Origin of the sequence: uncultured Parabacteroides sp., from assembly GCF_905196875.1 — a bacterium.
GTDB lineage: Bacteria > Bacteroidota > Bacteroidia > Bacteroidales > Tannerellaceae > Parabacteroides.
Genome location: NZ_CAJJWO010000018.1, coordinates 59,747 through 83,614, shown reverse-complemented (window position 1 = coordinate 83,614; position 23,868 = coordinate 59,747). Strand labels below are relative to the sequence as shown.

Sequence of the window (23,868 nt, the reverse complement as noted above, 5' to 3'; positions counted from 1 at the left end):
TACAAAGACCGGTACTTGCTTCCCGTTCTGGGCCGCACTGGCCAGTGTATTGATCACTGCCGAATTTTCCGCCACCCGGTATTGGGTGATCTTTATCTCGTCTACCTTCGGATCGAAAGCGGCCTCCATCAGGAACCGGATCAGGTAGTCGAACGACTGGTAAGGGAAATGCAACATGATATCTTTCTTCTTCACGGCACGGAACACAGATCCCTTTTCATCCAGATAAGGAATACGCATAGGGGAAGGTATCTGCTGCTCCAACTCTTTTCCTTTCGGATTAGGCAACTTGGCCAGGTCCTGCAAATTCAAATAACGGCCGCCCACCACCAGATCATCCGCAGTAATACCGAACGCATCACAGATAAAAGAAAGGAAATCGTCCGGCATCGCCCTGTCGTACATAAAACGGCTCAGGTCGCCGATCTTCCGTTTCTTCACTTTCTTACGGATACTCTCCACGATATTCCCCTTCTCATTCTCAAGGTAAATATCGGCATCACGCGATATCTTGATGCTGTAACAGCTGTCGATAATATATCCGGGGAATATATTGGCCAGGTTGGCACGAATAATATCATCGATAAACATGATATAGAACTTCCCTTCATGCTCCGGCAACTCGATAAAACGGGGCACCTTGGCATACGGTATCTTCATCATGGCATAATGATATTCAGGAGCCTGTCCCTCTTCCGGTTTCCGCTTGCTTTTCTTTATCATACGGATCACCAGGTATAAACGGCGGTCGCGGATAAACGTACGGATATCTCCGGCCTGTATCATTACGGGCGACAGGAAAGGGAAAACCTCTTCATTAAAGAAGTTATGAACGAACTCTTCATGGAAAGGTTCCGGCTCGCTTCCCTGATACAGGTAAATGTTCTGCCGATGCAATTCAGGCAATATCTTTTCCGAAAAGATCCGGTAATATTCCCGTTGCTGGCGGTTCACTTCATTCGTTATCTCGGTCAACACTTCTTCGGCTTCGGCACCACTTTCTTCGGTGAAGTTCTTTTTCATGATCACTCCGCGGTGTTCAGCCACACGTATTTCATAGAATTCTTCCAGATTGGAAGAATAGATAGACAAGAACTTGATCCGCTCGTAAACAGGCAGCGTATCATCTTCCGCTTCCAGCAAGACACGGTAGTTGAAAGAAAGCCAACTGATGTCGCGTTTAAAGTATTTATATGAATTCTCCATCGTATTCTATTCTTAGCTGCGTAAATATAGATACTTTTGTAGAATAAAAGAAATTGTTATGATTAAAGTTGGACTTCTCTCGGATACTCACGCCTGGTGGGATGATAAATATGCGGAATACTTCGCAGAATGCGATGAAATATGGCATGCAGGAGATATAGGTTCGGACGGACTGGCGGCACGGCTAGCTGCCCTGAAACCTTTGCGGGCGGTATACGGAAATATAGACGGGCAATCACTCCGGCTGGAATATCCCGAAGTGGCTCATTTCAAAGTAGAAGAAGTAAATGTGATGATGACGCATATAGGCGGTTACCCGGGACGATACAACCCGGCTATCCGGAAAGAATTGTACGATACCCGCCCGAATATCTTCATAGCGGGTCATTCGCACATTCTGAAAGTTGCTTATGATAAATATCTTAATTGTTTATATATTAACCCGGGAGCCGCCGGAAAGAGCGGCTTTCACCAGGTCCGTACGCTTGTACGTTTTGTTATCGATGGCAAGAATATTAAAGACCTGGAAGTGATAGAACTCGGTATTAGATAGTAAGTCTATTACTTTCCGCAGCAGAAATTTTCAGCCAGCAATATCGTATTCTGAAGATAAGAGAACTCCTGCTCAAAGTATTCACTGAATACACCTGAATGCAGGTTTTCTTCCACTTGTTTGGCAGTCCACAGCTTTCCGCCTGCCTTTTTACATTGACTCAGTTGCTCTTCCGTACGAAGACAGATCACATAAAGTGATACTAAATGTTTAACCTTCTCGTTTTCGAACGTATAACGTATCAGGAAACGAGGTGTTATATCCTCCTGTTCGGCCAGTTCGCCCACCGACTCACGCACAGTACTTTCAATACTATGCCTGAATAACACATAACTATGGAAAGGATAATCGATCGTATCAGGAGACACGAAAGCTTCTTTACTCCTTTTCATCAAATACAGCATTCCGTCATGAATAACGGCTATCCGGACGATCGGATGGTAGTATTTCTTTGGCAACGTACGACTTACCGAACGTGCAATACAACCAATCACTTTTCCTCCTTCATTCAACACCGGCAACCACATTTCTTTCCGTAAACTACCTTGCATCAACGACAAACGTACCTGTTCATAAAGAATAACCAGTACACCAACCAATACCCCTAGTTCCCTGTAAAGGAAACGCTCTGTATGTACACTCTGCATCGTATCCGGCAGGATACTGTATACCAGAATGGCAAACAGGTGCAATGTATATAAATTCTGAACAAGCTGGGCAATGAAATAAAATTCATTCAATGTTGTCCGCATTAAAGTCCGTTTATAAGTCGGATGAGCTGATGTTCGTATTTTCTTTAGTACCGAGCGCCGGGTAAAACCGATAAACGCAAGTACAACAACCAACAACACTTCCGTAATCAACGGAGAATAAATAAACAAGACCGGCTCGAGTTTCAAGCAAAGAAAAATAGAATATAACACCAGCGTCATTGCCGAAGGCAACAGCAGGAATTGATATACCTTATCCTTACTTAAGACCTGATAGAGAAAAATACATACAAAGCAAAAGGTAACGCCAATGATGAAAGACAACAGATAAGAAAAGTAATTGTCCAAAAACATAAACAACAGCAATGGCAATAGGCCAATGGCTTGGTTGTCCAATCCTTTCTTAACTTTGTTCATACCCTTTCCCCCTTTCTTCGCACTTTAATAATATAACAACGCAATTTGTTAAATGTTTTCGCAATCAAACATGCTTTTCGGCGTGATAAGAGGAACGAACCAGCGGAGCACTCTCCACCATCCGGAAACCTTTCTCTAAAGCTATTGATTTATAAGACTCAAACTGCTCTGGGGTAACATATTCGGAAACTTGAATATTTTTTCTTGAAGGTTGTAAATATTGTCCAATTGTTAATACGGAAGCCCCTGTTGCAAGCACATCGTCCATCAAACAGCATACCTCATCCGGAGTTTCCCCCAGACCGACCATGATACCGGTTTTCGCTGTTGCCCCCTGTCCGGCTATACGGGCCAGGACAGATAAACTGACATCATATTTAGCAGCACTACGAACCTGCGGGCTGATACGCCGTACGGTTTCCATATTATGTGAAATAATTTCAGGACCGGCAGCAACAACCCTGTCTACCAGATCGAGACGTCCCTGGAAATCGGGGATCAGCACTTCGACTGTTGTTTCCGGATTAACCTCCTTGATCGTACGGATAGTATCCACCCAGTGCTGGGCTCCCATATCCGGCAAGTCATCCCGGTCGACCGATGTTATTACTGCATGTTTCAAATTCATCAGGCGGATGCTTTCTGCTACATTGGCCGGTTCTTTCGGATCCAACGGCAGCGGCTTGCCTGTAAGCGTATTACAAAAACGGCAGGAACGGGTGCAGATCTCACCGGCAATCATAAAGGTTGCAGTTCCACGACTCCAACACTCTCCCATATTCGGGCATTTACCACTCGTACAGATCGTGTGCAGACAATGAGACTCAACAATACTTTTAGTCCGCGTGAACTGTTCGTTCCCTCCAAGCCGAATCTTCAACCAATCCGGCTTTCTCAAATGTTCTGGCATTATAAATTATCAAATAAGAAATTAGACATCCTGGTATACAAATGATAACGGGTATTGCCACCGTAAATACTATGATTACGGTCTTTATAAACCTGCATATCAAATTGTTTACCAGCTTGTACCAATGCTTCTGCATAATCCATCGTTTGCTGGAAGTGTACATTATCGTCAGCAGTACCGTGAACAAGCAATAACTTACCTTGCAAGTCTTTTGCCAGACGGATAGGCGATGTTGCAGCATAGCCCGAGAAGTTTTCCTTCGGCGTACGCATAAAACGTTCGGTATAAACCGAGTCATAATATTTCCAGTCTGTCGGAGGAGCCACTGCGATACCGGCCTTGAAAGTACCGTTACCTACGCTCATCGACATCAATGTGTTGTATCCACCGAAACTCCAGCCCCAGATGGCGATACGGCTGGCATCCACATACGGCAATTTACCTAATGCCTGTGCAGCTTCCACCTGGTCTCTGGATTCCAATTCACCCATCCGCAAGTATGTACATTTGCGGAAGGCTTCACCACGTGCACCGGTTCCCCGGCCATCCACACTGACTACTATATATCCGTTAGCAGCCAGATAATGTTCCCAGTCAAAACCGTATTTATCCAATACTTGTTGTGAATTAGGACCACTATATTGAACCATTAACACGGGATATTTCTTCGATTCATCGAAATTCACCGGTTTAACGATCCAGGCATTCAGCTCATAATCAGAAGCTGTATGTACTTTGAAGAATTCTTTTTTCGAGAAAGACGTACCGGCCAGTTTTTCTTTCAATGCTGCATTATCCTGCAATACACGTAACTCTTTTTTGGTCTTCGTTTCGTTCACCGTAATCTTTGCGGGAGTGTTCGCGTTCGACCAGGTATTAACAAAATAAGCATAGTTATCACTGAAGTCGGCACTGTTCGTTCCTTCTGCATCCGTCAACTTCGTTTTTACACCTTTCGCATCTATCTTATAGACAGAACGACGCAACGGACTTTCTTCTGCCGATTCGTAATAAGTGACTTTTGTTGCATCGTCGTAACCGATCAGACGGGTTACATCCCAGTTTCCTTTCGTCACCTGACGCTGCATTACACCCGTCGGCGAATACAGATAAATATGGGAATAGCCGTCCTGTTCGTTTACATAAGTAAATCCGGAAGGGAAGAAATGAATAGAAGTCAACCATTCGGAATCCACATAACATTTATTTTCATCACGAAGAATCAGGCGCGATACACCGCTCTTCGGATTTACATAATACATATTGAAGAGGTTCTGCTGACGGTTTAAAGTCATTACAGCCAACTGGTCGGAATTAGTCGTGAAAATAATCCGCGGGATATAGCTGTCTGCCTCGACCGGCACTTTCAGTTCCTTGATATCTTTAGTAGCGACACTATAAGAATGCACGGTTACTTTCGAGTTATTTTCTCCGGCTTTCGGATATTTAAAGTTGTAATAACCCGGATATAAACCGGTACCATACATCTGCATGGAATATTCCGGAACTTCACTCTCATCGAAACGTACATAAGCCAGGTACTCACTGTCGGGCGACCAGGCCATCAGATTTGTTACTGCAAATTCCTCTTCGTATACCCAATCGGTAATACCGTTCAGGATTTTGTTCAATTCACCATCTTTGGTTACCTGCACTTCGGTATCGTAATCGAACTTACGAACCCATATATTGTTATCCACAACATAAGCACACATGCGTCCGTCAGGCGAATAAGTCGGAATCATCTGTTTGTTCTTCGAGTCTGACAAAGGCTTTACGTAGTTACGACGAACGTCATAATCGTAAACGGTTGCCTTGAACGAACGACGATAAATAGGTTCAGTCTCTCTCCAAACCAATATATGATGACCGGTACTGCTGATATCATATCCATCGAAGTCATCAAATGTCGATTCGCGGGCAGTGCGGGCATTAAACAAGGTATCTACCGGATTACCCGTACGATATGAATATTTAATGATCATACTCCGATCCTTGTTCATTGCTGTATAATGCTCACCATCCGGCAACGACCGCATTTCTCCAATAGCCGTTATCTGACGGAATTTACCATCTGTAATTTCTTTTAAATCTACACGTTTGCTCCCGTTCTGAGCAGATACGCTTCCAATTATCGCCAATGAAAGCAAGAAACCAACACCCAATCGTTTCATGAATACTTCTAATTTTATTTTGAATAGGTCGCAAAGTTAGCATTTTATCATGGTAAACCCTTCACCTTTAAAGGTAATTTATGTACCAGCCCGGGTAAGCCCGGGCATTTTATCGTTAAATTAACCACCGGACATTGGTGATTAACCATTATAAATTACCTTTGCCTCATGGAAAACGTAAAGCCTTATAATGATTTCGGTGATTTTCTACGGAAAGTATTCCCTTACAAAGTACAGAAAATCTCTATAAACGCCGGCTTCACCTGCCCTAACCGCGACGGCTCAAAGGGTTGGGGAGGATGTACTTATTGTAATAACCAGACATTCAGCCCGGAATATTGCCATACGGAGAAAAGCGTATCCGAACAATTGGAAGAAGGCATCCGCTTCTTCTCCCGCAAGTATCCGGAAATGAAATACCTGGCCTACTTCCAGGCGTATACTAACACATACGATGAGTTAGACTCTTTGAAGGCTAAATACGAGGAAGCTTTATCGCACCCCGAAGTTGTCGGGCTGATCGTCGGAACACGCCCGGACTGTATGCCGGAAGCTTTACTGGACTATTTCACCGCCCTCGCCAAAGAAAAGTTCGTGATGATAGAATACGGATTGGAAAGTACTTTGGATAAAACATTGATCCGCATCAACCGCGGACATACTTACGAGGAATCGGAAACAGCTATCCGCCGAACAGCCGAAAGAGGCATCTACACCGGCGCCCATCTGATCCTGGGCTTACCGGGAGAAAGCCGCGAAGAGATACTGCATCATGCCGATCGATTATCCGCATTACCGATCACTACGCTAAAGCTTCATCAATTGCAACTGATCCGTAACACCCGCATGGCAAAGGAATATGCCGATCATCCGGAAGAGTTCCATCTTTATACGGCCGACGAATACATCGACCTGGTGATCGACTTTATAGAAAAATTAAACCCCTCTATTGTAGTAGAGAGGTTTGTATCGCAATCCCCGAAAGAGCTGTTGATCGCTCCCGACTGGGGACTTAAAAACTTCGAATTTACTGCTAAAGTAAATAAGCGTATTGCCGAAAGAAATGCACGGCAGGGACGACTATTTATTCCTTTTTCTTAGGAGCCAGCTCCCCGTAGAATGTGATATTCTGCTTATTGACAGGTGTCACATTTATAGTTGCGGAACCATTAGAGAATACCTGTACATTGAATGTATATGTATCGTCGTCTGTCTGGGCACGAAACTGTATTTGAGCGGTTCCCTTTTTGTTGAAAGAGGTTTGATAATCGGTAATTGATTTTTCAAATCGTAACCCGTCACCGCCACCATAAGGAGCCGAATATGCTCTTCCGAAATAAGGAAGATAGGAAATAGCCGAATCGCCGCGCATTTCCAGAGAATAGGGAGAGGTCAGATTGAGAGAACGCCCCCCCATGGGTATCGCACGGTTCACATCTATCGTAAACCGTTTACTTTCTATTAATTCTTTTACTTCTTTTTCTTTTTGTTCTCTCTTTTCCTTCTTGGTTTGGGCACAAAGGGATTGCCCTGCTATAACAAGGACAATCCCCAGTAACCAGAATAACCTAACATTCTTCATAACCTTAAATAAATAACACACTATTTGCCTTTTATATATAAGACAATCACAGAAGCTAAAAGTTTATGACATATCCGTTAATTTAACACAATAAACAGTTAACAAAGTATTACTCAATAAAAGGCTTAACTAGGTGAAAAAAAATAGCAGCAAAACATGGCCTTAGCACTATAGTAACAGGGGTATCAGGACTATAGTGCTATCTTGTTAAATGTATGTACAGAATCTTTATTTATTCTATTTATCAATTAAGAACTAAAGCACTTGCGTATGTCCGTCAACTTTACGTAATTTGCTGTACATTATAATTCTGAATCAGAATAAACAAATTTATGGAGAAGAAACATCAGTATCAGGGCTTAACCAAACAAGAAGTTGAAGAAAGCAGGCGCCTTCACGGCGAAAATATCCTTACACCTCCCGAGAAAGCTTCTCTCTGGAGTCAGTTCCTCGAAAAGTTCAATGATCCGATCATTAAGATCCTGCTGGTAGCATGGTTGTTGTCGATGATCATTGCCGGTGTACATTGCTGGGGACCGGAAGCAAAGGGCTTCACCGCTTTTCTCGAACCGATCGGTATATTCTTTGCCATCATGCTGGCTTCGTGCGTAGGGTTCTTTTTTGAACTGAAAGCCAACAAAGCATTCGATATACTGAACACAGTGAACGATGATACATTCGTAAAAGTAATCCGCGAAGGGAATATCTGCCAGATCACTAAGAAAGAAGTGGTAGTAGGCGACATCGTCGTACTGGAAACGGGAGAAGAAATACCCGCCGACGGTCGACTGCTGGAAGCTATTTCCTTACAGGTTAACGAGTCGACCCTGACCGGCGAACCGATCATCAGCAAAACGACCAACGAAGCAGAATTCGATAACGAAGCAACTTACCCATCCAACGCTGTGATGCGTGGAACGACCGTAGTAGACGGACATGGTGTGATGGAAGTCGAACTGGTTGGTGATGCTACCGGATACGGAAAAGTTTATGAAGGCTCTCAAATAGAAAGTGACGTCGAGACTCCATTGCAGATGCAACTGAAAGGACTTGCCGCCGTGATCAGTAAAGGTGGATACACGGTAGCCGGGCTTACTTTTATCGCCCTATTGGTCAAACTGTTCCTCACTTCTTCCGGTATGCCGGTAATGGATTTAATATCTCATATACTGAATATCTTTATGATAGCAGTAACCCTGATCGTCGTATCCGTCCCCGAAGGTTTGCCGATGAGCGTCACCCTGAGCCTTGCGCTCAGCATGAACCGGATGCTTAAGACGAACAACCTGGTCCGTAAGATGCATGCCTGTGAAACAATGGGAGCTACAACCGTGATCTGTACAGACAAGACCGGAACACTGACACAAAACCAGATGCAGGTCTATCAGACAAACTTTTACAACCTAAAAGACCAGAAACTGGGTGAAGATGAACTAAGCAACCTGATCAAAGAAGGTATCTCGGTTAACTCTACCGCCTATCTTGACTTCTCGGAAGATAAAGTAAAGACATTGGGTAACCCCACCGAAGCAGCCCTGTTGCTTTGGCTGAACAGCCAAGGCCAGAACTATCTGACATTACGGGAGGAAGCACCGGTTCTGGCACAGCTCACCTTCTCAACAGAAAGAAAGTACATGGCAACTGTCGTACAGTCCGCTTTGCTCGGTAAAAAGATATTATACGTCAAAGGTGCTCCGGAAATCGTACTGGCAAACAGCCAGCGTGTAGCGACCGGCGGAGAATACAAGCCGGTAGAAGCCTGCAAGGCCGATATTGAAAAGCAACTATTGAATTATCAGAATCAGGCGATGCGTACACTCGGGTTCGCTTACCAGATCATTGAAGACGGGAAAGACGAAGCCTATTTCGTAAACGGACGCCTACATGGAACCGACCTGACTTACCTGGGAATCGTTGCTATCTCCGACCCAGTCCGGGCAGATGTACCCGCAGCCGTTCAAAGCTGTCTTAATGCAGGCATAGACGTAAAGATCGTAACAGGAGATACACCGGGAACAGCCAAAGAGATCGGTCGTCAGATCGGAACATGGAAACCGGAAGATACCGACCGTAACATCATCACCGGCCCGGGCTTCGAGGCTTTAACCGATGAAGAAGCATTGGATCGTGTACTCGACCTGAAAATTATGTGTCGTGCCCGTCCAACCGACAAGCAACGCCTGGTCCAGTTATTACAAAAGAAAGGAGCCGTTGTAGCTGTAACCGGTGACGGAACGAATGACGCTCCGGCTCTGAAAGCCGCACAGGTAGGCCTTTCGATGGGAGACGGAACATCCGTTGCCAAAGAAGCCAGCGATATTACGATCCTGGATAACTCCTTCGGAAGTATTACCCGCGCCGTTATGTGGGGACGTTCCCTGTACCGTAACATCCAGAAGTTCCTGCTCTTCCAGCTGACAATCAATGTGGCTGCCTGTCTGATCGTATTGCTGGGCTCGCTGTTCGGAACCGAATCGCCCCTTACCATTACTCAGATGTTGTGGGTAAATCTGATCATGGATACATTCGCAGCCGGGGCACTGGCCTCCCTTCCTCCTAACGAACGGGTTATGAAAGACAGCCCCCGCCGTAGCGGAAAAGACGGCGACTTTATCATCACTCGTCCGATGGCTTACAACATCTTCGGAGTAGGCCTGGCTTTCGTCATCATCCTGATGGGAGTATTATATTACTTCCACGCACAAACCGGATTAACTCCGCACGACCTGTCCTGGTTCTTCAGCTTCTTCGTGATGCTTCAGTTCTGGAATATGTTCAATGCCAAAGCCTTCATGGAAGGCCGTTCGGCTTTCGCCAACCTGAAAGAGAGCAAAAGCTTCCTGTTTGTAGCATTGTTGATCCTTATCGGCCAATATCTGATCGTTACTTTCGGAGGAGAAATGTTCAATGTGGTTCCTCTATCGTTGAAAGACTGGGGTATCATTATCGGTTCTTCCTCTCTGGTTCTCTGGGTAGGTGAAATTGCACGCGGAATCAGCCGGCTTACAAAGAAGTAAGCCGGAACTAACAAATCAAGATAATAACTTGCTGTGTTAGATTATAATATTTACATTTGCTTAAATTGAAAGCGAAAAGAATATGGAAATAAAAATAAAACACGGAATAGAGACAGTGATCAGTCTTTCCGGCCAACTGGATACCTTGAGTTCGCCCGATTTGGAAAAAGAGATCATGGACATCCTTGAGAGAGATGTAAAGAAAGTAATACTCGATGGCACCGACCTTAGTTATATCAGCAGTGCCGGCCTGCGTTTACTTCTTATTCTACAAAAAAAGATGAGCCAGAAAGGCGGAACTTTCGTGTTGAGGAATATCCAGAGCAGCATTATGGATATATTCAAAATAACCGGATTCAACTCTTTCCTTACCATTGAGTAATAAGATCCAAACTCCGGTAAAATGACCAGCACACTACATATTAAGAATAATCCTGACCAGCTTGCCCTTCTATATGATTTCCTGGAACAGCAGGCTGGACATTGCGGTATCGATGCAACATTGCTCATACAGATAAAGTTGGCGATGGACGAAGCTGTGACGAATGTTATTCAATATGCATATCCCAATTCAGAAGGGGATATACGCATTGACATGGGGTGTGAAGAGGGACTGTTGAAAATAGTTGTGACCGACAACGGCATCCGGTTCAATCCGCTGGAAAATCAGGAACCGGATATTACCCTTTCGGTAGAAGAACGCCCGATCGGCGGACTAGGTATTTTCCTGGTTAAACAATTGATGACGGATGTCAGATATGACCGCTCCGAAGGAAAGAATATATTAACAATGACTAAAGAAATTCAGTGATATGGCCGACTTCGATATAAAAGAAATAGCATCCCTCAAAAGACAGCTGCGCATCATAGAAAAGCTGACGCTGGTAGGCTGGATACTTATTATTGCTGGACTTTACTACGATTGGGAGACGATTCCCGGTATCACGATCGTTGCACAGATCATCCTTTATATCCTGAAGGGACGTCTGCGGAAAAAGCTGAAACAAAAAGAATACCTTGCCAAGATAGTGGAAGAACGTACCATTGAGCTCCGTATCCAGCGCGACCAGGTATTGAAAGAATCGGAAAAACTGTCGAAAGCACTGGATGCTCTGGCCGAAGCGCAGGACGAACTGGTACGGAAGGAAAAGCTGGCAACCGTAGGACAGCTTACACAGGGATTGGTAGACCGTATCCTCAATCCGGTAAACTATATCAATAACTTTGCCGGCCTATCGGCAGACCTGATCAAGGAATTGAAAGAGAACATCACGGACGAGCGAGCCGTCATGACAAAAGAAATTTATGAAGACAGCGTCGAAATACTCGATATGATAGAAGGCAACCTGCAAAAAATCAATGAGCATGGTTGTAACACGGTCCGCATCGTCAAAGCTATGGAAGAGTTGTTGAAAGACCGTCACGGCGATGTTACTGCGACCGATCTGAGCGAGTTGTGTAAGGTCAATATAGATGTCGTCAACAAATTATTCAGGAAAGAAATTGAAGAAAACCAGATACAGATAAATCTCGAATGCCCGGAAAAGCCGCTTATGGTGGAAATCGATATCGAACAGATGAATAAAGCAATAGGCAGCATTCTTAAAAACAGTATTTATGCACTGCTCCGGAAACTCCAGAAAGAAAGTTTCACTCCGTTTATTACGATCAAATTGGAGGAAAAAGCGAACAATACTGCATTTATCAGTATCTACGATAACGGAATAGGTATCGAAGACAATATCAAAGACAGGATATTCGAACCATTCTTTACAACGAAACCTTCGGCCGAAGCAGCCGGTGTCGGGTTGTATCTCTGCCGTGAAGTTATCCTAAACCATCAGGGGTCGATCCTGACAAAAAGCGAAAAGGATAACTATACTGAATTCCTAATTACAATTCCCATCAGTCAAAAAAGGATCAACAATGAATGAGAATACCCAAAAAGAGATTGAGAATCTGCGGAAGCAGATCAGCCAGCAGGAAAAGATGGCTTCGCTCGGATTATTGAGTGCCGGTATTGCGCATGAGATACAAAATCCGCTCAACTTCGTAATCAATTTCAGCAAAGTTTCGCAGAAGTTACTAAAGGATATGCAGGAAGTGTTGGACGAACTCGGGGATGCATTACCGGAAGACTCGGTCGAAGAGATCAAAGAAATTATGTCCGACCTGGAGGGGAATATGAGTAAGATCGAAGAGAACGGCAACCGCGCTTCGAGCATTGTGCGTGGTATCCTGCTCTATTCACGTGGCAAAGACGACGAATATATCCCTACCGACCTGCAACAGCTGACCAAAGAATATATATGGCTTTCTTACCATGCCGTCAGAGCGAATAATAAAAGCTTCAACGTGGCTATACAAGAGAATTATGCCGACGACTTGCCATTGGTAAAGGTTATTCCGCAGGACTTCAGCCGTGCCATACTCAACCTGATGAACAACGCCTGTTATGCCGTATTCAGCAAGTCGAAAGAGGCAGCCGACACAGCTTACCAGCCCACAATCAAGGTTTCCCTAAAGAAAGAAGGCGACCGTATCGCCCTGGTTATAGAAGATAACGGACAGGGTATTTCCGAAGAGGTAAAGAAGAAGCTTTATACCCCCTTCTTCACTACAAAGCCTATCGGGGAAGGTACCGGCCTGGGGTTGTCGATCACTAAATCGATTATCGAACAAAAACACAACGGTACGATCGGGATGGAGTCTTGTCCCGGCGAATATACCCGTTTTACTATTTCTATTCCTATCCAACAATAACAGAGACAAAAGTCATGGCTATAAAAATATTAAGTGTAGATGATGAATTAGACCTGGAAAGGTTGCTTACCCAATACTTCCGTCGCAAGATAAAGAAAGGAGAATATGAATTCTATTTTGCACACAACGGACTGGAAGCACTCCAACTCATGCTTGTCCAACCGGATTTCGATGTTATATTAAGCGACATCAACATGCCGGAAATGGACGGGCTGACATTGCTTGCCAAAATAAATGAGATGCAGAATCCTGCTCTGAAATGTATCATGGTTTCAGCTTACGGCGATATGGAGAATATTCGTAGTGCCATGAACCAGGGGGCATTCGACTTTACGACAAAGCCAATCAACCTGGAAGACCTGGAACGTACGATCGAAAAGGCAGCCGAACAGATATCCTTCATCAAGAAGGCACAACAGGAACACTCACAGCTGGAGTCTATTCGTAACGACCTGCATATCGCTCAGGAAATACAACAGACCATCCTGCCAAAAACGTTTCCGCCGTTTCCGGAACTGAAGTCATTCGATATCTATGCCTATATGAATGCGGCTAAATATGTGGGAGGCGACTTTTACGATTTCTTCCGCATAGACCAGGATCGTTTGGGATTCGTAATTGCAGATGTTGCAGGCAAAGGAGTCCCGGCCGCCATCTTTATGGCGATCAGCCGGACAGTTATCCGGACAATAGCACTGAATGAGAACTCTGCAGCCACGTGTATGCAACGTTCGAATGCATTTCTTTGCCAGGAAAATACAAACGAAATGTTTGTCACCGTATTCTATGGCATACTGAATCTGAATACAGGCCTCGTGACCTATTGCAATGCAGGACACAACCCTCCTATCCTGATGAAAGCAGATAATACAGTTGTATCCGTACCGCTGACAAACGACTTTATATTAGGAAGCATAGACGATATCACCTATCACGAAAAGACTTTACAGCTATTGCCGGGAGACAACCTGTTGCTCTACACCGACGGAATCACAGAAGCGATGAATACCCGCCACGAGCAATACAGCGAACAGCGGTTGCTTGAAAACTGTCAGGAGTTGATCGGAAAGAGTCCGAAAGAAATCGTTGATAAAATAACAGAGAAGGTTGGAAAGTTCGTTGTCGGAGCCGTACAATCGGACGACATCACCTTGTTGTCCATCACGTATCAAGGCTAACTTACTTTTACCGGATAAAAAAACGGAGATGCACCGATCGGCACATCTCCGTTTTTTTATATACATTATATATATGTATTTATTTCAATAAAGCATCACGGATACCCATGATTTCTGCATTAGCAGCTCTGGCATCCTGAATTGTTGTCACTTTTTCTTTTAGCGGACTGATAGTTGTGCCCAGCTGTTGCAGGTCCGGATAATAAGAAGCCAGGTCGGCTACTACTTCTTCCAGCATAGTCACACGTTTTTCCATATTGGCAGACAGACCGGCAGATGTAGCATCCCCCTTAACAACCAATGTAGGATTAGCAAACAGACAAGCATATTCAGCAGAAGATGCACCTAAGATCTCGATCTGTACATCTATTTTGTTTTCTGCAGCCATCTTATCGATGATCTTATCTTCCTGTGCATTCATGAAAGCCTGCAATTGTTCTTTAGTTGCATCTTTCGGAGCTTCTTCTTTCAGGATATCCAATACAAAAGAAACATTCAGGTCTGTAGCCAGTTTTACAATAGCACCTTCTACCTCAGCAGTAGGCTGCCCGATAGCTTTCAATACGTTGTAATCAGCCATATACATACCAAGTGCACGTGCTTTCTGTGTAGCAGTACTCAGTTCAGCAGCTTTAGCTACCGGCAGCATATATGTCAAATCAGCCACTTTAACCTGAACTTCGCCGCTTGACAAACGATAAGGAAGCTCAGACTCCGGCATATCAGCCAGAAACTTAACAGTTTCCTGTTTTACCTCTTCTGTCAACAAATCTTTCGGAGCTTTACCGGCTATAACGGCTGCTTCTTCCGTTTTCTGGGCATCATCAGATTTCTTAGCTCCATTACAGGAAACCATGCCTACCATTAATGCGGCTATTGCAAGCACGCTTAATACACTCTTTTTCATGTTACTTTATTTAATAATTTATATTCCAGCTTTTTCACTCTTCTCTCAGGAAACGTCCCGGAAACTCTGCGAATATAGCGATAATCGCTAAAAATGCAAAGAAACCTATAATCAATAAATTAAAATTATACGTAGAAATTGAAATACCACCCAAATTTTTCTCATAAGCATAGAAAGGAGCTCTGCCATACGGGTTATCCGGAACTACATATATTTGACCTATCGCAGGATAAATACGATGGCTGTACTCTTTATAAAAATTGCGCCCACCGGCTCCCATCACCAGATCTTCGATAGCAGAGTTATGGTGTTCTCTCTTTTGGGTAGTTACCCACTCAGTTCCTTTCTCACGTATATCTTCCTGTTGCACCTGATCCAGATAAGCAGTAAAGTTATGCGCACGTTCATGCAGAGCTGTATCCACCTTATCCAAATACGACAGATAGCTTTCGCTCTTCTCATAAGGAGCAATACGGGCAGCACGTCCCAACACAGCCAGTTCATTTTCTACCGTCAATCGTTTGTCGGAGTCATCCTTTATTTCCAGTTGTTCAGCCAGCCTACGCACCTCTTTTGCATGTATATTCTCATAATACTGTGCCAGATACTTTTCTCTTTCGATTGGGAAATAAGCCTGGTTATAAGCATTATCGGCAAACTGCTCCACCATCAAGGCCTCGAAAGCCCAGCGTGAAGGGATAATTTCACCGATCAGCGGCACTTTATTTTCCTTCGATGCACGGGTATTCAGGTCATCGAACTTGATCACCAATCCACAAAGTAATATCTGCGGAATAAGCAAAAGAGGGATCGTGATATAGATGGCTACAACAGAATTCATCGACTGCGACAAGATCAATCCCGTCAGGTTTGCCAGGAAAGAGGTAGCCCAAAGGATACTCCACCAGATACCGAACATCTCCCATCCAACTCCCATGATAGAATTCCCCACTAAAACAAAAAGCAAAGACTGCAGTCCCGATACTATCAGAAGGTAGACCATCTTGGAAGTGAGGTAGCTACTGCGGCTCAACCGGAGAAAATGTTCACGCTTCAGGATAGGCTTGTCTTTTATGATCTCTTCGGCACTTATGCTTAACCCCATAAAGGTCACGACAATAACCGACATAAAGATATAAGACACAAAGTTCTTGTTGGCAAGCAGAGTATACTCGTCACCATCCACATAACGAGTAAGCAAAGCGACAATCAATGCCAACAGAGGAGCTTCCAGTAAGGTGATTACCAGATACTGTTTATTAACCAACTTTGTTCGGATATTCCGTTCCAGGAAAATACAGAATTGCTTAAACCAGGAAGGTTTCCGCTGTTTGCTGTCAGGCAAATCTTTCTCCTCGACAGTTGTGTAAGCAGGCCTCTCCGAAACATATTTCTCATGCCATTCCTCAGGGGTAAACTTCCGGATATTCGTCTGGTTACCGCTGTCGTCGATCTTCTTCGAATCTATGATGTTCAATATCAATTCCGGATTGACATTTCCGCAGGTACTGCAAACACTGATATCCGGATCGGTATATTTGGCCGCTTGCTTGAAATAGATAATCGCTTCTATCGGATTCCCATCATAGATAGGATACCCTCCCCGATCCAACAACCAAAGGCGGTCGAACAACTTATAGATTTCCGACGATGGTTGGTGAATATTCACGACAACCAGCCTTCCACGGTGGGTCTGTTCCTTCAACAACATAATAACTTTCTCTGAATCTGACGAAGACAAACCGGAGGTAGGCTCATCCAGATACAGAATAGCCGGCTCACGAATCAGTTCAAGAGCGATATTCAACCGTTTACGTTGTCCGCCACTGATCGTTTTACGGATGGGCGAACCGACTTCCAGATCTTTTATACTTTCCAGATCCAAATCTTTCAGGACCGTATCGACCCGTTCTTTAATCTCTGGTTCCGAAAGACGGGCAAAACAAAGGCGGGCTGTAAACCAGAGGTTCTGATAAACGGTAAGTTCTTCAATCAACAAATCGTCTTGCGGAACAAAACCGATCAGTTGCCGGGCTTCAGGGGCATCCAACGGATAGCCATTTACGGTTATACTCCCTTCGTCCGGGTGAATATTCCCGTTCATAATACCCAGTAAAGTAGACTTACCGACTCCACTTCCTCCCATAATAGCGACCAGTTGTCCCGACTCCAGGTTGAAGGAAAAGTTATGCAGTCCGTTAGAGCTATTTTTAAAAGTAAAATTCAAATCTCTACCTGCCAGAGAAATCGTTTCTTTCCGTTCATTCTTATTATAGACAGTCAATAAATCACTGTAATAAACCGGAAGAAATAAAGGCCCTTTCAATACGCTACTGTGCTGCCAGGCATAAAATATTCCCGATGATAATGGGATATCGTTCATGAAAACGCCCCCTGTGCCATAATAGGTAAATATCTGCTTATCGAACCGACGGATAAATAGTACACGGATAAATCCGTCCATTCCCTTACGGGTTATATGGTTTTCAGCTCCAGTCTCTTCTCCACTGATAAGAAGCAAAGAAGAAGACGGTTTACCGACTATAAATGCAAGTATGTCGTCAAACTCTTCCTGTGGAATGGCAAAAATATCGGCCACCAGATGAAAAAGAGACAGATGGTTCTCGAACTCTTCACTATTGGAATAAGCAAACTCCACAAAGCGGATCAGGAGAAGAAGTTGTTCTTCCGCCATCAGCTTCACCTTCATCTGCTCACAGATATTACGTACTACTCTCTCCTTATCCACAGGAAAAAGAGGATCGTCGTACATACTCCGCAACTCACTGTATAACTCAATATACTCTTTATGAGAACGAACACCAAAATGACTGGACAAATAAAAATGAACCGCCCGGCTTGCCTGCTGTTCCTCGATGCGCACAGCCGAAGCAAAAACTGCAAACAGATTTAATAAACCGTTCAGAATGGTTTCATTCATATATTCATAGATAATGATGATTTACAGGACAAAGGTAAAACTTTCAAGCATACTGAAATAAAAAATGTCTCTTTATTTAAGAGATTACTTCGGCGATAAACCATTCGTGTAAAACTGATAACTCTCTTCTATTATTTCAGGTGTATCAGCATCCAATGCATATAAGATTTCACGACAGAAATCCAATGGAGCAGTACCGTTGGCGGTAACAATATTACCATCTCTTACAGCATGCTTGTCAACATAGTTAGCTTCTCCCATGTATTTCTCTCCTGCATATTGTTTCAGGTAATCCACTCCGTTACTTGTATGCTTTACATTGTTTAAAAATCCGTTCGCCCCAAGAAAAACCGAAGCATTGCATATTCCGGCAACCAATTTATTTTCCTTAATAGCTTTCTCTACAAGCGGAACGATTTGTGCAGCTTCGGGTGAGAACCAATGCATGCCGCCAATCAATATCAATCCGGAATGATTCTTTGGTATATCATTTATGTCGTAATCGGGCGATACCTTAAAGCCACCTATCGACATAACAAGGTCTTTCGTTACAGACATTGTCTTTACTGTATAGTTGACAGGGTTTCCGGGCTTTACGCCTATATTCAGACAGGTAGCGATATAAGCTCCTTCCCAATCGGCAAACTCATTTAAGAGTACGAAAATCACTTCTTTTTTATTCATATTGTTTTACTCGATTATTTTAAAATTGCAATTAGTAGAAAATACAGGTTTAAACAAACAATGAAAAGCAATAAAAAAAGCAGTTATCTTTTCTGGATAACTGCCTGACATTGTGAGCCGAAAGCCGGACTTGAACCGGCGACCTACGCATTACGAATGCGTTGCTCTACCAACTGAGCTATTTCGGCAACATTATATATTACTTGTTACTTGTTTTTCAATTCGGGCACAAATGTAAAAACTCTATTCGACATCTGAAAGAAGTTTGGCTAAAAAATCATCTAAATCTGCATCTAAATCTTTCAATAGCGGATCGTCGGCACGCAAAACTTCGTCGTCAAGGAAGAGAAGTTCCTCTATTACAACGAAATCCTCGTCTGTCAGGTTAACAGAGAAAGGTTTCATGATGTGAGGACTGTCAAATATATTTTTCGCAACTAAAAGAGTCAGCACAGATTTTACACTGTTGGCTACCTGCTTGTTGAATTTGTCTTCTTCACAGGGACAGCCTACCCAGTCGAATACGATCGTCTTATCCAGCAACCGTTCCTCTTCGTCATAGATTTGCAGTTCCCCGCTTTCAGGGTCTGCCTGGACATATAGATCACTGTGATAGCTATTGGAATCGTCAGCAGTCAGTTTTCCGATAGCGGAAGTAAAGGTTGTCTCCAGGACAGACTGAATCTTTGCATTATTTGCACTCATAACTCTTTTTTTATTCTTTTTGAATCGTCTGTCAAAAGTAGTAATAATTCGGAGAATATATGATATTATTCTCCAAATTGCATATTAAGTTTTTTATCCGAACGTATCCGGTTCATCAAAGCCTCTACATAAAGGTATAAAAGACGGGCATTCTTACTCTCGTCACCTTCATTCTTCTTAAATAATTCGTACGATTTTTTCGCCCATTCGTATGCCTCCTTCAACTCACTTTTCATTTCATACCCCAAAGCAATGTTCGATGCGGCTTTCGCCTGTGTCTTCCAACTATTGGAGTTATTGTACAATTGTTTCCACCGCTCGGTTGCCTTCTCCCATTTTTCCGTCCGGGCATAGGCAGTAGCTTCTTTCCAGCGTGCTCCCATGCCGGAATAGAACCAGCGCGTTTCACGGCTCCAGTGAGGTACAAAGTTTGGACTGGCTTTCATGCCGATATACTCGGCCGATGTACGCACGGCATTTTCCATCGTAGGTAACATCTGATCCAAAAGGATCTGATTATAGGCGCTTTCCGAAAAGAAAAGACTGTCCGTCACATAAACAGTAGCTAAAGGATTAGGCCTGTTACGCAGATACCCACGTATTACCCCCGACATCTTCACACTGATATCTCCGGCGATAAAACCTTCCGCAAAAGCAACAATATCCTTTTGAGACTCGAATAAGATACGATCTACCGATATAACCGCATCGGTTCCTGTTTCATCACATAATGCATTAATCTCCTCTTGAGTCAGTTTCCTATCTTCATAATAAACATCATCCTTACGGGTTGCATCGTTATAAAGAAGCACGTCATTGAAAAAAGAGACATCGACCATAGCCTTTCCCAATCCGCGACACGCATCAAACAAGGCACTGTCGACTTTTACATGGCAGGTATCCTGCTTGGTTCCAAACAGACTAAGCTGACAACCGACATCATCCGGTTGCGGCACTGCATTGTTCACAACCAGTATTTTACCGACATTTTCCGGAAAAGTAATCTCCGCCGGATTGTATGTTTCAATCGCCACATAATTGACAGAACTACAAGACGTCAACAAGCCGATTGCCAATAAATAAAACGCACTTCTCATCACTCTTCTGTTTAAAAGAGGGCGAAACTAAGTTCGCCCCTACATTATACAATATCGCTCACCGCCTTGAAATAGCCGATCGACTCTGCGATACCGAGGAAAGGATCTTTCATATCCTTCTCGTATTCCAGGCTGCACATACCAGTATAGTTCACTTCACGCATCATCTTCATTAATGCCGGAAAATCGATCTTTCCACGACCGATCTCTATACCGATACCTGCCTTCGATGAGTCTGTTACATCCTTGATATGCATATCAAACACACGGGTATGATATTTCTTCAAGTCGGTAACCGGATTACAACCGTTACGCAGGTCATGACCGATATCCAGACACATTCCGATACGCGGATCCAGGTCTTTCGTATGCTCCCAGACATCCGTTGCGTCCGGATAGGTTTTAATATCGGGACCATGCAGGTGGATTGCATAATTGAAATCGTATTCCTTCACTTTCTTGTCCACATACGGGAGCAATTCGTAGTTGGGAACGCCCACAATCAACTTTACACCTACGCGTTTCGCATACTCGAAAGCACGGTCGATCTCCTGTTCACTCTTCATATAGATAGGACCAACCGCATACCCCGTCACTTTATGAGCGGCGCATTTCTCATGAAATGCTTTAATCTGTTCGTCGGTACTATCCATCGGCAAGTGGAAATCCTTGATACAAAGATAATGAATATCCAGTCTCTCCAAAGTCTTTAGGGTTGTGTCCAAATCAAAATTAACAAATGTATAGCCAGCCATCCCCAATCGCCAGGGATTAATCGACTTGGCAGCCTTGGGAATGATCCTGTCCGGCAAACCGGCTTTTACTACACTAGCCGAGCCTAATAATATAGCGCCGGCAAGTCCTTGTCTAAAAAAGTTTCTTCTAGAATTCTTCATGGTAAATTATGTAAATAATATATTACGGCTTTTTCAGAGGTAAAACGACTGTAAATGTTGAACCTTCACCGAACACGGAAGAAACACCGATCGTCCCTCCCATCTGGGTAATAAGTCCTTTACAAATTGCTAACCCCAGGCCTACTCCTTTACTCCAGTCATCCAACTGAACGAAACGGCTGAATATCTTTTCCTGTTTATCTTCGGGGATACCTTCTCCCGAATCTTCTACCGAAAAGACGACATCTGTCTCTGTCACCTCATAACCAAAGCGGATGAAACCTTTTTCCGTATGCTTGATTGCATTGGTCAGCAAGTTAGTAAGAATTTGTGTAAGACGATTACGATCGGTATAAAAAAGTTGTGGCAGGCACTCATTAAGTTCCAGTTTTACATTTTCGGGCATCCTAAGCTTTATCACATTATAGATCTCCTTCATCAGGACAGGAAGATCGTGCATCGCATAATTCAAAGCCATTGTATTCGACTCAATCTTCGATAGATCAAGGACATCCGTTATCAAACGCTGAAGCAGTTCATTGTTACTTTGTATAATATTGGCATATTCCTGCCGGGTTTCCTGATCATCCTCATCTACCAGCACCTGAGAGAAACCGACAATGGCGTTCAACGGAGTACGTATTTCATGGTTCATATTAGCCAGGAAAGTCGATTTCATCCGGTCGGCTTCTTCTGCTTTCTCTTTAGCCTGTTTCAACTGCAACCCGTAACGATGGCGACTATAAGATATATACCCCAACAGGCAACACAAAATAAACAGGAGAACGGCTCCTCCTCCCACTTGAAGAAGTTGAGAATGTGCCTGAGCAACTTCCAGATCCATCTGTTTGTTTTTTATTTCCAGTTTGTCTACCTTATGTTGCGCATTCATTTCCGCCAGTTTATCGTAAAAACGGACTTTCGATAATGAATCATTCAAAAAAGCATATTCTTTATAGAGTTGCGATGCCTCCCTATCCCTTCCGATCTTCAATAGAACATCAGCTTTACGATCCAACATATCGAGGTACCCCCCCATCGTATTCCTCTGGCGCCAAACAGGTAATAAAGTATCAAAAATCGCCAAGGCCTTGTTATACTGTTTACTATGCTGATAATAAGAGCCATAAATTGTCTTCAACTCTATTTCATAATTATACATCTCGTATTTTGTCAGAAGTGCCTGGGCTTGTTGCAAGTGGTCCAACGCCTCCTTGAGTTTATCCCTTCCTATATATTCTATGGCATAGTGCCGGTGCATGACATATTCCAGATAATATATAGATATTTCATCATCCAACCACTCAATCCCTTTTCCCTTACAGATCTTAATGTAATCATCCAACCGCTCAACATATTTCAATCTCGTTTCAGGATCCAAAGCTTTATTCATGAGTTGCCGGATAATATTGATACGCTTGATAAGAGGTGCATTTCTCATTTCCATGCTATGTATAACCTCTTCATACAGGGCGACACCTTCCTCCCCCAGATTATTGGACAAATAAAAATCGGCGAGCGCCTGATTGGCCATCTCTATGCCTTCGGGAAAATTCAGACTGCTCGCTTCTTCCTTTAAATCGTCAACATATTTCAGGGCTTCTTCATTTTGCATCGAACGATTCAAAACATAAATATACCATGCCTTCATCCGGAAATACTCTACATACCTCTTTTGTTCCCTAAAGAGAGGTAATGCCTTTTGCATCCAGAAAGACATACTGTCGGTATTCTTGGAATAATAATAACGGACATGACAAAACATGGCATTCGCTTCCTGATAGCGATCCTTCCGACGTAGGGCTTCTTCCAGTAATTGTGTGGCATACTCAAAGCCCTTTTGTTGCTGTACATTTGCCTGTGCCATCTCAAAGAGCGAATCGAGAGACAGCGCATCTGAAACATCATTAGCACCATACAAAGTAACAGGAAGACAAAAGCTTCCTAAAAAACAAAAGATGATGAACAGCCTTTTTCTTATTTCCCTCATTTCTTATACACCATGTAAATAACAAGGGCTGCAAGTTAGTAAAAATTAAAGAAATATAAGCTTTATCCAGAAAAATAAAACAAGGATAACTCAAAACCAGAAAGAATAGCCATATTAGAGCTAAAGATGTAGGGTATT

General features: G+C 43.5%; 19 protein-coding genes, 1 tRNA gene and 1 pseudogene. 8 read left to right on the top strand and 13 right to left on the bottom strand.

Translation table 11 applies throughout. The features are described 5' to 3' along the window. A pseudogene (locus tag QZ076_RS08660) lies at positions 1-1,206 on the bottom strand (RNA degradosome polyphosphate kinase); the annotation flags it as partial. Between the two features lie 58 nt (positions 1,207-1,264). Here QZ076_RS08660 and QZ076_RS08655 point away from each other — a divergent pair. Beyond that, the gene (locus tag QZ076_RS08655) at positions 1,265-1,759 is read left to right on the top strand and encodes a metallophosphoesterase family protein (protein WP_293712517.1); all 495 of its coding nucleotides are present in this window, start codon (positions 1,265-1,267) and stop codon (positions 1,757-1,759) included. An 8-nt stretch (positions 1,760-1,767) separates the two neighbouring features. Here QZ076_RS08655 and QZ076_RS08650 read toward each other — a convergent pair whose 3' ends face one another. The 3 genes from QZ076_RS08650 to QZ076_RS08640 form a co-directional block, all read right to left on the bottom strand. Next, positions 1,768-2,886, bottom strand: a complete 1,119-nt coding sequence (locus QZ076_RS08650) for a hypothetical protein (protein WP_293712516.1) — start codon at positions 2,884-2,886, stop codon at positions 1,768-1,770. Positions 2,887-2,950: 64 nt separating this feature from the next. Next, positions 2,951-3,796, bottom strand: a complete 846-nt coding sequence (lipA, locus tag QZ076_RS08645; RefSeq protein WP_293712514.1) for a lipoyl synthase — start codon at positions 3,794-3,796, stop codon at positions 2,951-2,953. Continuing rightward, complete coding sequence (locus QZ076_RS08640) at positions 3,796-5,970, bottom strand: S9 family peptidase (RefSeq protein WP_293712512.1); 2,175 nt, start codon at positions 5,968-5,970, stop codon at positions 3,796-3,798. The genes lipA and QZ076_RS08640 overlap by 1 nt, the downstream gene beginning before the upstream one ends. A gap of 168 nt (positions 5,971-6,138) precedes the next feature. On the opposite strand from QZ076_RS08640, the gene QZ076_RS08635 reads away from it, so the two are divergent. Continuing rightward, positions 6,139-7,071 carry a TIGR01212 family radical SAM protein gene (locus QZ076_RS08635; RefSeq protein WP_293712510.1) on the top strand — a complete coding sequence of 311 codons (933 nt, stop codon included), beginning with the start codon at positions 6,139-6,141 and terminating at the stop codon, positions 7,069-7,071. On the opposite strand, the gene QZ076_RS08630 is transcribed toward QZ076_RS08635, so the two are convergent. Continuing rightward, complete coding sequence (locus QZ076_RS08630; protein WP_293712507.1) at positions 7,055-7,552, bottom strand: DUF4251 domain-containing protein; 498 nt, start codon at positions 7,550-7,552, stop codon at positions 7,055-7,057. The genes QZ076_RS08635 and QZ076_RS08630 overlap by 17 nt on opposite strands. Before the next feature lie 332 nt (positions 7,553-7,884). Here QZ076_RS08630 and QZ076_RS08625 point away from each other — a divergent pair, with 332 nt between their 5' ends. The 6 genes from QZ076_RS08625 to QZ076_RS08600 all read left to right on the top strand — a co-directional run bounded on the left by QZ076_RS08625 (position 7,885) and on the right by QZ076_RS08600 (position 14,510). Further along, the gene (locus tag QZ076_RS08625) at positions 7,885-10,569 is read left to right on the top strand and encodes a calcium-translocating P-type ATPase, PMCA-type (protein WP_293712504.1); all 2,685 of its coding nucleotides are present in this window, start codon (positions 7,885-7,887) and stop codon (positions 10,567-10,569) included. 82 nt (positions 10,570-10,651) lie between these two features. Continuing rightward, entirely contained in the window at positions 10,652-10,951 is a 300-nt protein-coding gene (locus QZ076_RS08620) for an STAS domain-containing protein (protein WP_129729248.1), read from the top strand. Between the two features lie 21 nt (positions 10,952-10,972). Beyond that, entirely contained in the window at positions 10,973-11,380 is a 408-nt protein-coding gene (locus QZ076_RS08615; protein WP_293712497.1) for an ATP-binding protein, read from the top strand. A gap of 1 nt (position 11,381) precedes the next feature. Next, positions 11,382-12,503 carry a HAMP domain-containing sensor histidine kinase gene (locus tag QZ076_RS08610; protein ID WP_293712494.1) on the top strand — a complete coding sequence of 374 codons (1,122 nt, stop codon included), beginning with the start codon at positions 11,382-11,384 and terminating at the stop codon, positions 12,501-12,503. Then, complete coding sequence (locus QZ076_RS08605; RefSeq protein WP_293712491.1) at positions 12,496-13,332, top strand: HAMP domain-containing sensor histidine kinase; 837 nt, start codon at positions 12,496-12,498, stop codon at positions 13,330-13,332. Before QZ076_RS08610 ends, QZ076_RS08605 begins: the two co-directional genes overlap by 8 nt. 14 nt (positions 13,333-13,346) lie before the next feature. Next, positions 13,347-14,510: a SpoIIE family protein phosphatase gene (locus QZ076_RS08600; RefSeq protein ID WP_293712488.1), complete on the top strand. Its 1,164-nt coding sequence runs from the start codon at positions 13,347-13,349 to the stop codon at positions 14,508-14,510. 79 nt (positions 14,511-14,589) lie between these two features. Here the strand turns inward: QZ076_RS08600 and QZ076_RS08595 are convergent, their stop codons facing one another. The 8 genes from QZ076_RS08595 to QZ076_RS08560 form a co-directional block, all read right to left on the bottom strand. Beyond that, entirely contained in the window at positions 14,590-15,417 is an 828-nt protein-coding gene (locus QZ076_RS08595) for a hypothetical protein (RefSeq protein ID WP_293712486.1), read from the bottom strand. A 34-nt stretch (positions 15,418-15,451) separates the two neighbouring features. Next, positions 15,452-18,358 carry an ATP-binding cassette domain-containing protein gene (locus QZ076_RS08590; RefSeq protein WP_293712483.1) on the bottom strand — a complete coding sequence of 969 codons (2,907 nt, stop codon included), beginning with the start codon at positions 18,356-18,358 and terminating at the stop codon, positions 15,452-15,454. Between the two features lie 84 nt (positions 18,359-18,442). Then, complete coding sequence (locus QZ076_RS08585; RefSeq protein WP_293712480.1) at positions 18,443-19,042, bottom strand: type 1 glutamine amidotransferase family protein; 600 nt, start codon at positions 19,040-19,042, stop codon at positions 18,443-18,445. 115 nt (positions 19,043-19,157) lie between these two features. Beyond that, a tRNA-Thr gene (locus QZ076_RS08580) sits at positions 19,158-19,230 on the bottom strand. Positions 19,231-19,285: 55 nt separating this feature from the next. Continuing rightward, positions 19,286-19,747 carry a hypothetical protein gene (locus QZ076_RS08575; RefSeq protein WP_293712477.1) on the bottom strand — a complete coding sequence of 154 codons (462 nt, stop codon included), beginning with the start codon at positions 19,745-19,747 and terminating at the stop codon, positions 19,286-19,288. Between the two features lie 65 nt (positions 19,748-19,812). After that, positions 19,813-20,844, bottom strand: coding sequence for a DUF6340 family protein (locus QZ076_RS08570; RefSeq protein ID WP_293712474.1), 1,032 nt, complete (start codon positions 20,842-20,844; stop codon positions 19,813-19,815). A 44-nt stretch (positions 20,845-20,888) separates the two neighbouring features. Continuing rightward, positions 20,889-21,740 carry a sugar phosphate isomerase/epimerase family protein gene (locus tag QZ076_RS08565; RefSeq protein ID WP_293712472.1) on the bottom strand — a complete coding sequence of 284 codons (852 nt, stop codon included), beginning with the start codon at positions 21,738-21,740 and terminating at the stop codon, positions 20,889-20,891. 22 nt (positions 21,741-21,762) lie between these two features. Beyond that, positions 21,763-23,730 (bottom strand): HAMP domain-containing sensor histidine kinase, encoded by a 1,968-nt coding sequence (locus QZ076_RS08560; protein ID WP_293712469.1) that lies wholly within the window; start codon positions 23,728-23,730, stop codon positions 21,763-21,765. Positions 23,731-23,868: the final 138 nt, after the last annotated feature.